Raw genomic sequence first — 14,604 nt, 5'->3', positions numbered from 1 at the left:
CGGCCCGGGGGGCCGTACGGGCCGGGTCCTCTCCGGGAGGGCTGCCCCTCGCCCGGCCCGGGGAGCCGTACGGGCCGGGCCCCCTCCGGGAAGGCTGCCCCTCGCCGGGGCCGGGGAGCCGTCCTGGCCGGACCCTCCCGGAGCCGGACCCTTCCGGAGGGACCCCGTCCCGGGCCCGGCGCTCGGCCTCGGCCCGGCCCCTCAGCCCCTCGGCCCGGCCCCTCAGCCCCTCAGCCCCAGACCCCCTTCGCCGCCGCCTCCCGGACGAAGTCCGCGAAATCGCGCGGCTCGCGGCCGAGTGCCCGGCGTACGCCGTCCAGGACGGGTGCCTCCCGGCTCGTCGTGATCGGGTCCAGCGCGTCCGTCCAGAGGTCGGCCTCCCAGTCTGTGAAGCCCTGGGCGGTGAGCCCGGACCGGAAGGCGGAGGCGTCGACGGGGACGTACGCGGCGCGCTTCCCGGTCTCCTTCGCGATCTCGTCCAGGACGTCGGCGATACCGAGCGCGCGGGGGCCCGAGAGCCCGTACTCCTCGCCCGCGTGGCCGTCCTCGGTGAGCGCGGCGACGGCCACGTCCGCGATGTCGTCCGCGTCGATGAACGCGGCCTTCCCGTCCCCGGTGGGCAGGGCCAGTTCCCCGTCCCGTACGCCGTCGAGGAAGACGCCCTCGCTGAAGTTCTGGGCGAACCAGCCGGGCCGCAGGATCGTCCAGGTCACCCCGGATGCCCGGACAGCCCGCTCTCCCTCGCCGTGCGGTCCGCCGTCCTCGTAGGCGGGGCCGAAGTAGCCGGGCACGTCCGTGCCCCGGGCCGAGAGCAGCACCAGCCGCCGCACCCCGCTCGCGACGGCCTGTTCGACGAAGGCGGGGGTCGGGGAGGGCGAGGCGTCGAGCGGGGTGATGTAGACGGCGGCGACGCCGTCCAGGGCGGCCTGCCAGGTGGTGGGGTCCGTCCAGTCGAACGGGGTCTCCCCGGACCGTGAGGCCGACCGGGTCTCCACCCCCAGCTCACGGAGGCGGGCCACCACCCGGCGGCCGGTCTTGCCGGTGCCGCCGGTCACGAGTACGGGTCCCTGCGCGGAGGCCGCTGCGGAGGCCGCTGCTGCGGTCGCGTCTGTCTGAGTCATGCCACCAGCCTCACGCGCCGGGCGGCCCCCCGCCCATGGCTCAGCGTCCGGGAGGGATGTCCGAGCGTCCGGCCCACCGGGCACCGGCGGCCGGTGGGCCGGCGCCGGCGCCGGGCGCGGGGGCCACGACCCCGCGCCACAGCTTCGCCCTCCGTCACCACGCAAGCCTTTGCCTGCACACCCATTCCTGACGCAGCGTCAGTTCAGTAACCTGACAGAGCGTCAGTTAATCGGCCGGTCCCGCCCGTTCCCCGGCGGGCCATCGAGCAGGAGTGGGCGGAACGATGCTTGGATCGACTCACGGCACCCTCACCACCGACTTCCGCACCCGGGTGGTGGCCTGCGGCGAGGAGCCGCACGCCGCCGTCGTCAGCCTGCCCACCGCCACACGGCAGGGCGGCCTCGACGTCAGCGGGCGTCCGCTGCACCTGGCCGTGCCCGACCTGGACCGCTTCTTCCGGCCCCGCTCGGTGGCCGTCGTCGGGGCCTCGGACGCCGAGGGCCGCCCCAACACCGGCATCACCCGGCAACTGATCGCCTGGGCCGAACGGGTCGGGGCCCGGCTGCACCCGGTGCACCCGACCCGGCCCACCGTGTTCGGCCGGGAGTGCTTCGGCTCGGTCGCCGAGCTGCCCGAGCCGGTCGACCTCGCGGTCCTGCTGGTCGCGGACCCGCTGCCGGTGATCGAGGAGCTGGGCGAGGCCAAGGTGCCCTTCGCCGTCGCGTTCGCCTCCGGGTTCGCCGAGACCGGGGAGGCGGGCGCGGCCGCCCAGGCCCGGCTGGCGGCGGCCGTGGAGCGGTCCGGGCTGCGGCTGCTCGGGCCGAACACCAACCTCAACGCCTTCGAGCGGTTCCGGGACGACCTGGAAGGCCCCGCCATCGCCCTGATCACCCAGTCCGGGCACCAGGGCCGCCCGCTCCACGCCCTCCAGGAGCTGGGGATCCGGCTCTCGCACTGGGCCCCCACGGGCAACGAGGCCGATCTGGAGACCGCCGACTTCCTCGCGTACTTCGCCCAGCTCCCCGAGGTCGGGGCGATCGCCTGTTACGTCGAGGGGCTCAAGGACGGCCGCTCCTTCCTGCTCGCCGCCGACCGGGCCGCCCGCGCGAAGGTCCCCGTCGTCGCCGTGAAGGTCGGCCGCACGGAGGCCGGGACCGTGGCCGCCGCCTCGCACACCGGGAAACTGACCGGGACGGACCAGGTGGTGGACGCGGCGATGCGGCAGTTCGGGGTGGTCCGGGTGGACGGACTGGACGAACTCCAGGACACCGCAGCCCTGTTGGCCCGGGCCCGCCCGCCGAAGGCCGAGGGCGTCGCCGTCTACTCCATCTCCGGCGGCACCGGCGCGCACTTCGCGGACCTGGCGACGGCGGCGGGGCTCTCCCTGCCCGCCCTGTCGCCGGAGAAGCAGGCCGAACTGCACACCTGGATACCGGAGTACCTGAACGTCACCAACCCCATCGACAACGGCGGTCACCCCGTCGGCGACCGGCGCGGCCGGAAGATCATCGACGCGATCCTCGCGGACCCGTCGGTCGGGGTGCTGATCTGTCCGATCACCGGCCCGTTCCCGCCGATGAGCGACCGGCTCGCCCAGGACCTGGCGGACGCGGCGGAGGCCACCGACAAGCTGATCTGCGTCGTCTGGGGCTCCCCCGTCGGCACCGAGGAGGCCTACCGCACCACCCTGCTGGGCTCCTCGCGCCTCGCCACGTTCCGTACGGCACGCAACTGCGTCACCGCCGTGAAGGCCTACCTGGACCACCACCGCTTCACCGACCGCTACCGCTCCCCCTTCGAGGACGCCCCGCGCACCCCCTCACCGTCCTTCCGCAAGGCGCAGGGCCTGCTGCGCCCGGGCCAGCAGCTCAGCGAGCACGCGGCGAAGCAGCTCCTGCGGGCGTACGGGATCCGGGTGCCGCGCGAGCAGTTGGTGACGAGCGCTGCCGGTGCCGTACGGGCCGCCGGGCCGGTCGGCTATCCGGTGGTGATGAAGGCGTCCGGGCCCCGGCTCGCCCACAAGACGGAGCTGGGCCTGGTGAAGGTCGGCCTCACCTCGGCCAGCCAGGTCCGGGACGCGTACCGGGAGTTGACCGACATCGCCCGGTACGAATCGGTGGACCTGGACGGCATCCTGGTCTGCCAGATGATCGACCGGGGCGTCGAGATGATGGTCGGAGTCACCCACGACGCCCTCTTCGGCCCGACCGTCACGGTGGGGCTCGGCGGGGTCCTGGTGGAGGTGCTGCACGACGCGGCGGTCCGGGTCCCGCCGTTCGGTGAGCGGGACGCCCGGGACATGCTCGGCGAGCTGCGCGGCCGGGCGCTGCTGGAGGGGGTGCGCGGCGGGGCGCCCGTCGATGTGGACGCCCTGGTGGAGGTGGTGCTGCGGGTCCAGCGCATGGCCCTGGAGCTGGGCGACGACCTGACCGAGCTGGACATCAACCCGCTGGTGGTGCTGGGCCGCGGCCAGGGCGCGGTGGCCCTGGACGCGCTGGCGGTGTGCCGGTGAGCGGGGAGGCGGCAGGGGGCGGGCCCGCCGGAGCCACCGTGCTGCACGCCCTCGACGGCGGCGTCTCGTGGATCACCCTCAACCGGCCCGAGGCCATGAACGCCGTCACCTGGGACCAGCGGGAGCGGATCATCGCCCTGCTGGCCGAGGCCTCCGCCGACCCCGCCGTACGGGCCGTCGTACTCACCGCCACCGGGCGCGGCTTCTGCGCGGGCGCCGACCTGCGCGGTACCCCGGCCCCGGCCCGCGAACGGGTCCCCGGGGACGTCGCCCGGACCATCCGGCTCGGCGCGCAGCGGCTGATCGCCGCCGTGCTGGACTGCGAGAAGCCGGTGATCGCCGCCGTGAACGGGACCGCCGCCGGGATCGGCGCGCATCTGGCGTTCGCCTGCGATCTGGTCCTGGCGGCCGACACCGCGACGTTCATCGAGGTCTTCGTACGCCGAGGGCTCGTCCCGGACGGCGGCGGCGCGTATCTGCTGCCCCGGCTGGTGGGGCCGCAGCGGGCGAAGGAGCTGATGTTCTTCGGGGACGCGCTGCCGGCGGCGGACGCGGAACGGATGGGCCTGGTCAACCGTACGGTCCCGGGCGGGGAGTTGGAGGCCCTGGCCAAGGAGTGGGCGGGCCGGCTGGCGGAGGGGCCGACCCGAGCCGTCGCCCTGACCAAGCAGCTGGTGAACGCCTCGCTGGACGGCGACCGGGCCACCGCGTTCGCGGCCGAGGCCGCCGCCCAGGAGATCAACATGACCACGCGCGACGCCGACGAGGGCGTGGCGTCCTTCATCGAGCGCCGGTCGCCTGCGTACGAGGGCCGCTGAAGTCCCCGACGCCTTCATATTTGACGATCCGTCAGCTCTAATGGGGGGCGTGATGGGACACGCAGGCATGGCCGCCACCGCCGTCCGGTACCTCAGGTCCGTCGGCGCCGCCACGACAGCCGCACCGCGAACGCCGCCCGACGCCCTGCCCCGCCCGGACCTGAGGGCCGTCCGGGACGGTGAGCGGCCGCCGGTCGCGCCGGCCGAATTCCGGCGCGTACTGGGCCACTTCGCCAGCGGCGTCACCGTGGTCACCGCCCGCGACGCGGACGGGCCGACGGGCTTCGCCTGCCAGTCCTTCGCCTCGCTCTCGCTGGACCCGCCGCTGGTGTCCTTCATGGTCGCCCGTACGTCGACGACCTGGCCGCGCATCGCCCGCGCCGGGGTGTTCTGCGTGAACATCCTGGGGGCCGAACAGGGCGCGCTGTGCCGGGGGTTCGCGGTGAGCGGGGCGGACAAGTTCGCGGACGTGGCGTACGGGGAGGCCCCCGCGACCGGATCGCCGCTGCTGGACTCCGTACCCGCCTGGATCGACTGCCGCATCCACGCCGTCCACACCGGCGGCGACCACCTCATCGTGGTGGGCCGGGTGGAGGCGCTGGACGCGGCGGAGGAGGGCGATCCGCTGCTGTTCCACCGGGGGGCGTTCGGCCGCCTCAGCCGCTGACGGTCTTCTCCGGCGCCGGGACCCGGCGGACCACCAGCGACATCAGCGCCGCCATCGCGCACAGCGCCCCCGCCGCGTACCAGACCACGTCGTAGCTGCCGAACACGTCCCGCGCGACGCCCCCGAGGAACGCGACCACCGCCGCGCCGACCTGGTGCGAGGCCAGCACCCAGCCGAAGACGATCGCGCTGTCGTCGCCGTACTGCTCACGGCAGAGCGCCAGCGTCGGCGGGACGGTGGCGACCCAGTCGAGACCGTAGAACACGATGAAGAAGACCATCGGCGGCCGCACGTCCGGGGCCATCAGCATCGGCAGGAACAGCAGCGAGATCCCGCGCAGCGCGTAGTAGACGGCGAGCAGCCTGCGGGCGTCGAAGCGGTCGGTGAGCCAGCCCGAGAAGATCGTGCCGATGACGTCGAAGACCCCGATCACGGCGAGCAGCGAGGCCGCCACGGTGATGGGCATGTGGTGGTCGTGGGCGGAGGGCACGAAGTGGGTGCGGATCAGGCCGTTGGTGGAGGCCCCGCAGATCGCGAAGGCCCCCGCGAGCAGCCAGAACGGGCCGGTGCGGGCCGCGTCGAACAGCACGCGCAGCGCACGGCGTGCGGCGCCCCGGGCGGGGGCGGGCTTCGCCACGTACGTACCGCCGTACGGGGCGAGGCCCACATCGGCCGGGTGGTCGCGCATCAGGAGCCAGACGAACGGGACGACGACGAGGGACGCCAGGCCGACGGTGACCGAGGCGGGCCGCCAGCCGTGTTCGTCGACGATCCAGGCGCAGAGCGGGAGGAAGACGAGCTGCCCGGAGGCCCCGGCAGCGGTGAGGATGCCGGTGACCAGGCCCCGGCGGGCGACGAACCAGCGGTTGGTGACGGTCGCGGCGAACGCCATCGCCATGGACCCGGTGCCGAGGCCGACCAACAGGCCCCAGTAGATCATCAGTTGCCAGGAGGCCGTCATCCAGACACTGGCGATCGCCCCGGCCGCCACCATGGTGAGCGCGACCGCCACGACCCGCCGGATGCCGAAGCGGTCCATGAGCGCGGCGGCGAACGGCGCGGTCAGCCCGTACAGCGCCATGTCGATGGAGACCGCGAGCCCGATCTCCCCGCGCGACCAGCCGAATTCGGTGTGGAGCGGGTCGATGAGCAGGCCGGGCAGGGAGTTGAAGGCCGCACCGCCGATGATCGTCACAAAGGTGACGGCGGCGACGAGCCACGCCCGGTGGATACGGGGGCGGCGGCGCTCCGCGCGGGGCGGACGCCGGTCGTCCAGGGCTGCGCTTTCGATGGTCTCGGTCACGTGGACCAGCTTCTTGGCCTGCGACTTCCCCTACGAGTGGCCCGAAGGACATGGTTCGCAGGAATCGGGCCACGACCGACGGGCGCTGCGGGTCAGCGGCTGAGCCTCGTGGCCCCCGCGTGGACGGCCCAGGCCGCCGCCGCGCCCACCGCGTACCAGAACAGGTCCGGCGCGTTGAAGGTCGAGCCGAGGATCAGCCGGGCCGCCGTGCTGTGCGCCGACAGCTCCGCCGGTACGCCGGTGAGCTGCGCGAACTCCACCGCCCAGCTCAGGCCCAGCGCCGTGGCGGCCACCACGAGGGGCCGCGCGCGGGGCGCGCAGAAGGCGACGAGCGCGCAGAGCAGCACCGTGTAGAGCGCGCTCCCGGCGTACTTGGCGAAGACCCCGTCCGCCCCGGCGCGCACGGCGAGGCCCGCGGCGACGGTGGCGAGGGCCGCCCCCGCGGCGACCGCGCGAGCCGCGAGATCGCGCGTGGGCGGGGGTCTGCGGATGTCACGGCCCGCGTCGGGAATGGACGCGGGCTCTGTCGGCTTTTCCTTCACATCGCTAACCTGTATCAGCTCGTGGTCTATACCAGCTACCGGCTCCATCTGTGATCTTCGAGGAGGCCGTCGTGCCGCACCGCGTCGTCGTCCTGGCTCTCGACGGACTGCTCCCCTTCGAACTGGGCATTCCCCAGCGGATCTTCGGCCGCTCCCTCGGCACCGAGCCGGGCAACGCGGGCCGGAAGCTGTACGACGTGGTGACCTGCTCGGTCCGTCCTCCCGGCCCGGTCCGGACCGACGCGGACTTCGCCGTTCTGGTGGTGCACGGCCCGGAGGCGCTCGCCACCGCCGACACCGTGGTCGTCCCCGCCTCCTACGAGCTGGGCCCGGTCTTCGAGGAGGGCAGGCTCACCGAGGAGCTGGCCGCCGCGCTCGCCCTGGTCCGGCCCGGCACCCGGATGGTCTCCATCTGCACCGGCAGTTACGTCCTGGCGGCGGCCGGATACCTCGACGGCCGCCCCGCGACCACGCACTGGTCGTCCGCCGACCACTTCCAGCGGACCTTCCCGCAGGTCCGCGTCGACCCGGACGTCCTGTTCATCGACGACGGCGACGTCCTGACCTCCGCCGGGGTCGCCGCCGGGATCGACCTCTGCCTGCACCTGGTGCGGCGCGACCACGGGGCGGCCGTCGCGAACGAGATCGCCCGCCGCACGGTGGTGCCCCCGCACCGGGACGGCGGGCAGGCCCAGTACATCCACCGCCCGCTGCCCGAACCGCAGTTCGCGACCACGACGGCCGCCCGGGCCTGGGCGCTGGCCCGGCTGGAGCGGCCGATCCTGCTGCGGGACATGGCGGAGCAGGAGGCCATGAGCGTACGGACGTTCACGCGCCGCTTCCGCGAGGAGGTCGGGATCAGCCCCGGCCAGTGGCTCACCCAGCAGCGGGTGGAGCGGGCCCGCCAGCTGCTGGAGTCGACGGACCTGTCCATCGACCAGGTGGCCCGGGACGCGGGCTTCGGCACGGCGACCTCGCTGCGCCAGCACCTCCAGGCGGCGCTGGGCGTGCCGCCGACGGTCTACCGCCGCACGTTCCGCTCCTCGGCGGACGCCTCACGCTGAGCCGGCCCGGACGCCTCGCACCGAGCCGGGCCCGGGCCGGACACCTCGCGCCGGCCCGGCGTCAGCCCGTGCGCCCCACCAGGTCGTCCAGCTCGGCCGCGAACAGCTGGTCCGGGTCGAAGCCCATGCCGGTGAAGTGGCCCGCCAGCTCCAGGGACAGCACCCCGTGCAGCCGGGTCCAGAACGCCAGGGCCCGCCGCAGAACCCCGGGCGGGGCCGGGTGGTCCCCGGCCCAGTCGCGGTGGTCCGCCAGATGGGCGTCGAACGGCACGGCGGGCGCGTCCGGCGCGAAGGCCGTCCAGGCGGTCAGGAGGTCGGCCATGATCTCCTGCGAGATGCCGGTGATCTCGTCGGGCGCGTGGTAGCCGGGGACGGGGGTGCCGTAGATGAGGAAGTACCGCTGGGGGTCCGCCAGGGCCCAGTCGCGCAGGACGTGCGCGAGCGCCGCCGGGTCGGCGCCGGCGACGGCCGCCGCGTGGACGGCGTCGGCGAGGCTGCGGTAGGCATCCCGGATGAGCTCGGTGATCAGCTCGTCCCGGCCGGCGAAGTAGCGGTAGAGCGCGGGCCCGCTGACGCCCATCCGCTTGGCGATCGCGTTCAGGGAGAGCGCGGAGGCCCCGGCCGTGGCGATCTGCTCCCAGGCGTGCTGCTTGATCTCGGCGCGCACCTGGGCGCGGTAGCGCTCGCGCGGGGTCGCGGCGTCGGACTTCGTCATGGGGTGCCGCCTTCCGTCACCGCGTCAGCTACTCACTCAAATTTCCGTTAGAAGATATCACGAAACCCCTTGCCCACCCCTTGCCCTTTCAGGGAGCGAGGAGTTATAACTTCTAACGAACACATGAGGAACTAACACTTGGAGTCCTGATGACCAGGCCCCGCACCGCCGCCGCTGCCCTGCTCGCCCTGCCGCTCGCCGCCGCCGCGCTTCTCGGTACCGCCGCGCCCGCCACCGCGCACACGGCCCCGCCCCTCACCTGCCGGGGCCAGGGCGTCGACCCCGGCGCCCTGGTCCGCGCCCGGGCCGAGGCCGTGATCGACGCGCCGCTGAGCACCGTGTGGAAGCTCCAGACGGAGGTGGAGCGCTGGCCGGACTGGCAGACCCATGTCACGAGCACGGACCGCCTCGACCACGGGCCCTTCCGCCCGGGTTCGGCGTTCCGGTGGACGACCCCGGTCCCGCCCAACCCGGTGACCCCCGCCACCAGCCTGGACATCACCTCCACCGTCGAGCAGCTGAAGCGCGGCTCCTGCATCCGCTGGACCGGCCCCGCCGTCGGCGAGGGGCTGCACATCGACGGTGTCCACGTCTGGAGCTTCACGAAGGTCCGGGGCGGGGTCCTCGTGCGTACCGAGGAGACCCACACCGGGGAGCTGGTCGACGCGAACGTCCCCTTCGCGACCGAGGTCCTCCAGCAGGGGCTGGACGCGTGGCTGGCCGATCTGAAGACGGCCGCCGAGGCCCGCGCGTGCTGAACCGGTGACCGGCGCGGTCAGAACACCAGCACCCCCCCTGGCCACCCGCCCGTGGTGCGCGTCCTCGGCCGCCTTGGCGAAGTCCTCCACCGGGTACGTCTCCGTCACCAGCTCGTCCAGCAGCAGCCGGCCCTCCCGGTAGAGGTCGGCGTACCGGGGGATGTCGCGCTGCGGCCGCGAGGAACCGTAGCGGCAGCCCAGGATCGACTTGTCCAGGTACATCGACGAGACCAGGAACGACGCCTCGGCGCTCGCCGCCGGTACGCCAAGCAGCACGGCCTGCCCGTGCCGGTCGAGGAGGTCGATCGCCTGCCGGATCAGCTCGGTGCGGCCGACGCACTCGAAGGCGTGGTCGGCCCCGTCGGGCAGGATGTCGCGTACGCCGTCGGCCGAGGTCAGGAAGTGCGTGGCGCCGAACCGCCGGGCCACCGCCTCCTTCGCCGGGTTGCTGTCGACGGCGACGACGGTGAGCGCACCGGCCAGCCGGGCGCCCTGGAGCACATTGAGGCCGATGCCGCCGGTGCCGATGACCACGACGGTGTCGCCCAGGCCGACCTTCGCCCGGTTCAGGACGGCCCCGACGCCGGTCAGCACCCCGCAGCCGATCAGGGCGGCGGAAGTGAGGGGCAGATCGTCCGGGATCTTCACGGCCTGGACGGCGCGCACCACCGTACGTTCGGCGAAGGCGGAGTTGGAGGCGAACTGGAACACCGGCTTCCCGCCCCGCGAGAACGGCCGCCCGGGCCGCCCGATCGCCTTGCGGCACATGGTCGGCCTGCCCCGGTCGCACTGGTTGCACGCCCCGCAGTTGGCGAGGGTGGACAGCGCGACATGATCACCGGGCCGTACGTGGACGACGCCGGGCCCGACCGCCTCCACCACGCCCGCGCCCTCGTGGCCGAGCACGACGGGGGCTGGGAAGGGGATCGTGCCGTCGATCACCGACAGGTCGCTGTGGCAGAGTCCGGCGGCGGCGACCGCCACCAGCACCTCGCCGGGGCCCGGTTCGCGTATCTCCAGGTCGTCGACGACCTCGGTCCGTGTGCCGTCGAAGACGACGCCTCTCATCTCGGCTCCCTCGGTAGGCCGAGCACCCGCTCGGCGATGATGTTCCGCTGGATCTCGTCGGAGCCGCCGTAGATGGTGTCGGCCCGGCTGAAGAGGAACAGGTGCTGTGCGGGGGTGAGTTCGTACGGTCTCCGCGCCGTCCAAGGCTCCGGGCCGGCGGCCCCCGCCTCGCCCGCGACCTGCACCGCCAGCTCCCCCAGCCGCTGGTGCCAGCCGCCCCACAGCAGCTTCGCCACGCTGGGCGCGCCCGGGTCGCCGGTGGTGCCGAGGGTGCGCAGGGCGTGGCGGCGCATGGTGTCCAGCTCGGCCCACTGGCGTACGAGCCGGGCCCTGATGACCGGGTCCTCGGCGGCCCCGCTCGCCACGGCCGCGGCGACGACCCGGTCCAGTTCCTCGGCGAACCCGATCTGCTGGGCGAGGGTGGAGACCCCGCGCTCCAGGGCGAGCAGGCCCATGGCGACCCGCCAGCCGTTGCCCTCCCCGCCGACGGTCTCGGTGGCCCGGGCCCCGTCGAAGAACACCTCGTTGAACTCGCTGGTCCCGGTCAGCTGGCGGATCGGCCGCACCTCGATCCGGCCCGGCTGGTCCATGTCCAGCAGCAGGAACGACAGCCCGTGGTGGCGGGTGGAGCGGGGGTCGGTGCGGGCGAGGACGAAGCAGAAGTCGGCGTCCTGGGCGAGCGAGGTCCAGATCTTCTGGCCGGTCACGGCGTACGCGCCGGTGCCGTCGGGGGTGGCCGTGGTCCGTATCCCGGCGAGGTCGGAGCCCGCGCCGGGTTCGCTGTACCCCTGGCACCAGAGGGCTTCGCCGCGGGCGACGGGGGGCAGGTGGCGGCGCTTCTGCTCTTCCGTGCCGTACGTGATGAGGGTCGGGGCGAGGAGGTTCTCGCCGATGTGGCCCATGCGGGCGGGGGCTTTGGAGCGGGCGTACTCCTCGGCCCAGATGACCTGCTCGCCGAGCGTGGCTCGGCGGTTGCCGTACGTTTCGCCGTCGTCGCCGGGCCAGCCGATGCCGATCCAGCCGGCCTGGCCCAACTCGCGTTCCCACGTGCGGGGGTCGGGGACGTCCGGGAGGTGGCTTCGCAGCCAGGTGCGTACTTCGGTACGGAAGTCCATGGTTCCTCCTATTCCTGGGGGCTCCGCCCCCAGACCCCCGCTCCTCAATCGCCGGAGGGGCTGGAAAACCAAGCCCGTCCGGCGATTGAGGACCGGGGTCCGGGGCAGCGCCCCGAAACCAAGCCCCTCCGGCGATTGAGGAGCGGGGGTTCGGGGGCGGAGCCCCCGAGGGGCGTCAAGTGTTCGGCCGGGTCCCCGACCTGGCCGCCGCCGCCATCTCCGCCACCCGCGCCAGCATCGGCATCGGATCCACCCCCACCGTCCCCGGCAGGAAGTCCGCGATCCGTTCCGGGGTCCAGGGCGCCCCCTCCGCGTACCCCGCCCGCAACTCCCTCGGCTGGGCCCAGACCGCGATCTTCGGGCCCGCGATCGTGTAGACCTGCCCGGTGATCCCCTCCGCCCGCGCCCGCTCGCTCAGCAGGTAGACGACCAGCGCCGCCACATCCTCCGGCTCGCCGATCTCCTTCAGTTCCATCGGGACCCCGGCCGACATCCGGGTCCGCGCGACGGGCGCGACCGCGTTGGCCGTCACCCCGTACCGGTGCAGGCCCAGCGCCGCGCTGCGGACCAGCGAGATGATTCCCCCCTTCGCCGCGCTGTAGTTGGCCTGGGAGACGCTGCCCTGGTGGTTGCCGCTGGTGAAACCGATCAGCGTGCCCCCGCCCTCCTGCTTCCGCATCACCGCCGACGCGGCCCGGAAGACGGTGAAGGTGCCCTTCAAGTGCGTCGCGAGGACCGGGTCCCACTCCTCCTCCGACATGTTGAACAGCATCCGCTCGCGCAGGATCCCCGCCACGCAGACCACCCCGTCGAGCCGGCCGTACTCCGCCAGCGCCGTGTCCACGATCCGCTGCCCGCCCGCCATGGTGGAGATGTCGTCCGCGACCGCGACCGCCGTGCCGCCCGCCGCCTCGATCTCCTTGACGACGGAACGGGCCACCTCGCTGGTCGGTTCGGAGCCCTCGACGGAGACGCCGTAATCGTTGACGACGAGCCGCGCCCCCTCCGCCGCCGCGGCGAGCGCGACCGCCCGGCCGATACCCCGGCCGGCCCCCGTCACGGCGACCACCCTGCCTGCCAAGAAGTTCCCCATGCCCGGCCCCTTCCCGCGGTTTCTGACGGACCGTTAGATTTTACGGGCAGTCAGATACTCCGGCACAAGACCCAGGAGGTCCCCATGTCCCTGCCGGCCGAGTTCCACGAGATCGCGAAGCGCGTGAACAACTGGGGCCGCTGGGGAGAGGCCGACGAACTCGGGACGCTCAACCTGATCACCGACGGCGTCGTACGGGAGGCGGTGGCGACCGTCCGCACCGGCCGCCGGATACCGCTCGCGCTGCCGCTCCGGCAGGACGGCGTGCAGAGCGGGCTCATCCCGGGCCGCGTCAATCCGCTGCACACCATGGTCCAGATCAACCAGGAGCTCTTCGGCCCCGACACGGTCGCCACCAGCGACGACGCCGTCACGATGGGTCTCCAGGCAGCCACCCACTGGGACGCCCTGCCCCATGTCTCGCACAGCGGGAAGATCTACAACGGCCGCCCGGCGGACACGATCACCGCCCACGACGGCGCCCGGTTCTCGTCCATCGCCGCTGTGGAACACCTCGTCTCGCGCGGCGTGCTGCTGGACGTGGCCCGCGCCCACGGCGTGGACCGGCTGCCGGGCGATCACGCCGTGACACCGGAGGACCTGGCGGCGGCGGAGGAGTTCGGGGGCGTACGCGTACGGGCCGGGGACATCGTGCTCGTACGGACGGGGCAGGTGCGCCTCGCGCTGGCCGGGGACCGGGACGCGTACGGCTATCCGTCGCCGGGGCTCTCCGTGCGCACGCCCGAGTGGTTCCACGCCCGGGACGTGGCGGCCGTCGCCAACGACACCCTGACCTTCGAGATCTTCCCGCCGGAGATCGCGGACCTGTGGCTGCCCGTGCACGCGCTGCACCTGGTCGAGATGGGCCTGCTCCAGGGCCAGAACTGGAACCTGGAGGCGCTGTCCACAGCCTGTGCGGAGGAGGGCCGGTACGCGTTCCTGCTCACCGCCGCGCCGGAGCCGTTCGCCGGGGCCACCGGGTCGCCGGTCGCCCCCGTCGCGGTGCTGTGAACACCCCGGGGAAGGGCCCGGGGGTCTCAGGCCAGATGGTCGGTGAAGACGCACGAAGGCGGTTCGCACACCTCGCCGGCGCCGCCCTGGACGACCACCTTGGGCGGCTCCGGGGCCCGGACCGGACCGCTCCGGTCGACCTCGCACCAGATCTGCTTCCCCGCGCCCTCCGGCAGCCAGCCCCAGCGGTCGGCGAGCCCGTCCACCAGCTCCAGGCCCCGGCCGCCCGTGTCCTCGCCCGCCGCGTGCCGCTGGAGCGGCGGGCAGTCGCTGGCGTCCGCGACCTCGACCCTCACGGTCCCGGCCGCACCGGAGGCCCCGCCCCCGCCGAAGAGCATCCGCAGCACGGCGGGACACCCCGTGTGGACGACGGCGTTGGTGACCAGCTCCGAGATCAGCAGGATGAGCGTCTCGGCGAGCGGCTCGTCATCCCCTATCCCGGAACCGACCAGGCGCGACCGCGCCCACCTACGGGCCCGCCCCACCTCTGCGGGATCCGGACCGACCTCCAGCTGAACCTGAAGCACCTGCACCGCTCACACCATCCGAACCGGCGGACACATCGCCTCGCGCCTCCTCAGGGTCACGGAACGTGATTCCCTTACGCGACAGCATGGTTGACGTACAGTCACCGCAACAAGCGCTTCGGGCATATTCCAGCGCGAAGGAGTACGCGTGGTGCATACTGTGCGACGCACGCTGCGGGGAGTCGAACAGGAGCGCGCAGAGACTGCGAGAAACGCTCTTCGGGCAGGCCCGGCACATCTCCGGCGAGCGCCCTCGCTCCGGACCGGAGCCGCCGCACAGGCCGCCCCC

Annotated in this window: 13 protein-coding genes and 1 pseudogene; 6 read left to right on the top strand and 8 right to left on the bottom strand. The window is 73.5% G+C overall.

Features of this window, described 5'->3' with window-relative positions; translation table 11 throughout:
* Nucleotides 1-230 precede the first annotated feature (230 nt).
* Complete coding sequence (locus A3Q37_RS31300) at nucleotides 231-1,121, bottom strand: NAD(P)H-binding protein (RefSeq protein WP_065489809.1); 891 nt, start codon at nucleotides 1,119-1,121, stop codon at nucleotides 231-233.
* A gap of 284 nt (nucleotides 1,122-1,405) precedes the next feature.
* On the opposite strand from A3Q37_RS31300, the gene A3Q37_RS31295 reads away from it, so the two are divergent.
* From A3Q37_RS31295 to A3Q37_RS31285, 3 genes are all read left to right on the top strand, one after another.
* Nucleotides 1,406-3,634 (top strand): acetate--CoA ligase family protein, encoded by a 2,229-nt coding sequence (locus A3Q37_RS31295; RefSeq protein WP_065489802.1) that lies wholly within the window; start codon nucleotides 1,406-1,408, stop codon nucleotides 3,632-3,634.
* Nucleotides 3,631-4,452, top strand: coding sequence for an enoyl-CoA hydratase/isomerase family protein (locus tag A3Q37_RS31290; RefSeq protein WP_255311996.1), 822 nt, complete (start codon nucleotides 3,631-3,633; stop codon nucleotides 4,450-4,452). Before A3Q37_RS31295 ends, A3Q37_RS31290 begins: the two co-directional genes overlap by 4 nt.
* A 67-nt stretch (nucleotides 4,453-4,519) precedes the next feature.
* Nucleotides 4,520-5,119, top strand: a complete 600-nt coding sequence (locus A3Q37_RS31285) for a flavin reductase family protein (RefSeq protein WP_065489798.1) — start codon at nucleotides 4,520-4,522, stop codon at nucleotides 5,117-5,119.
* Here the strand turns inward: A3Q37_RS31285 and A3Q37_RS31280 are convergent.
* Both A3Q37_RS31280 and A3Q37_RS31275 read right to left on the bottom strand, forming a co-directional pair.
* On the bottom strand, nucleotides 5,109-6,422 hold the full coding sequence (locus tag A3Q37_RS31280; RefSeq protein ID WP_065489796.1) for an MFS transporter: 1,314 nt from the start codon (nucleotides 6,420-6,422) through the stop codon (nucleotides 5,109-5,111). The two genes, A3Q37_RS31285 and A3Q37_RS31280, sit on opposite strands and share 11 nt — an antisense overlap.
* A 92-nt stretch (nucleotides 6,423-6,514) precedes the next feature.
* Entirely contained in the window at nucleotides 6,515-6,913 is a 399-nt protein-coding gene (locus A3Q37_RS31275; protein WP_065489859.1) for a DUF2809 domain-containing protein, read from the bottom strand.
* A 122-nt stretch (nucleotides 6,914-7,035) separates the two neighbouring features.
* On the opposite strand from A3Q37_RS31275, the gene A3Q37_RS31270 reads away from it, so the two are divergent.
* Nucleotides 7,036-8,028, top strand: coding sequence for a GlxA family transcriptional regulator (locus A3Q37_RS31270; RefSeq protein WP_065489858.1), 993 nt, complete (start codon nucleotides 7,036-7,038; stop codon nucleotides 8,026-8,028).
* A 61-nt stretch (nucleotides 8,029-8,089) separates the two neighbouring features.
* On the opposite strand, the gene A3Q37_RS31265 is transcribed toward A3Q37_RS31270, so the two are convergent.
* Nucleotides 8,090-8,743, bottom strand: a complete 654-nt coding sequence (locus A3Q37_RS31265) for a TetR/AcrR family transcriptional regulator (RefSeq protein ID WP_065489794.1) — start codon at nucleotides 8,741-8,743, stop codon at nucleotides 8,090-8,092.
* A 149-nt stretch (nucleotides 8,744-8,892) separates the two neighbouring features.
* Between A3Q37_RS31265 and A3Q37_RS36120 the strand changes: the two genes are divergently transcribed.
* Complete coding sequence (locus tag A3Q37_RS36120; protein WP_079138072.1) at nucleotides 8,893-9,501, top strand: SRPBCC family protein; 609 nt, start codon at nucleotides 8,893-8,895, stop codon at nucleotides 9,499-9,501.
* A gap of 18 nt (nucleotides 9,502-9,519) precedes the next feature.
* Here A3Q37_RS36120 and A3Q37_RS31260 read toward each other — a convergent pair.
* The 3 genes and pseudogenes from A3Q37_RS31260 to A3Q37_RS31250 all read right to left on the bottom strand — a co-directional run.
* Nucleotides 9,520-10,569: pseudogene (locus A3Q37_RS31260) on the bottom strand (Zn-dependent alcohol dehydrogenase); the annotation flags it as partial.
* Nucleotides 10,566-11,684 (bottom strand): acyl-CoA dehydrogenase family protein, encoded by a 1,119-nt coding sequence (locus tag A3Q37_RS31255; protein WP_079138070.1) that lies wholly within the window; start codon nucleotides 11,682-11,684, stop codon nucleotides 10,566-10,568. The gene A3Q37_RS31255 and the pseudogene A3Q37_RS31260, both read right to left, overlap by 4 nt.
* Nucleotides 11,685-11,859: 175 nt before the next feature.
* Entirely contained in the window at nucleotides 11,860-12,777 is a 918-nt protein-coding gene (locus A3Q37_RS31250; protein ID WP_065489792.1) for an SDR family oxidoreductase, read from the bottom strand.
* Nucleotides 12,778-12,861: 84 nt separating this feature from the next.
* Between A3Q37_RS31250 and A3Q37_RS31245 the strand changes: the two genes are divergently transcribed.
* Nucleotides 12,862-13,788 (top strand): cyclase family protein, encoded by a 927-nt coding sequence (locus tag A3Q37_RS31245; protein WP_065489790.1) that lies wholly within the window; start codon nucleotides 12,862-12,864, stop codon nucleotides 13,786-13,788.
* A gap of 26 nt (nucleotides 13,789-13,814) precedes the next feature.
* Here A3Q37_RS31245 and A3Q37_RS31240 read toward each other — a convergent pair whose 3' ends face one another.
* Entirely contained in the window at nucleotides 13,815-14,321 is a 507-nt protein-coding gene (locus A3Q37_RS31240) for an ATP-binding protein (RefSeq protein WP_065489788.1), read from the bottom strand.
* Nucleotides 14,322-14,604: the final 283 nt, after the last annotated feature.

Source organism: Streptomyces sp. PTY087I2 (assembly GCF_001687325.1).
Taxonomy (GTDB): Bacteria; Actinomycetota; Actinomycetes; order Streptomycetales; family Streptomycetaceae; genus Streptomyces.
The sequence above is the reverse complement of the archived record's forward strand: the minus strand, read 5'-3'. Positions and strand labels throughout refer to the sequence as shown.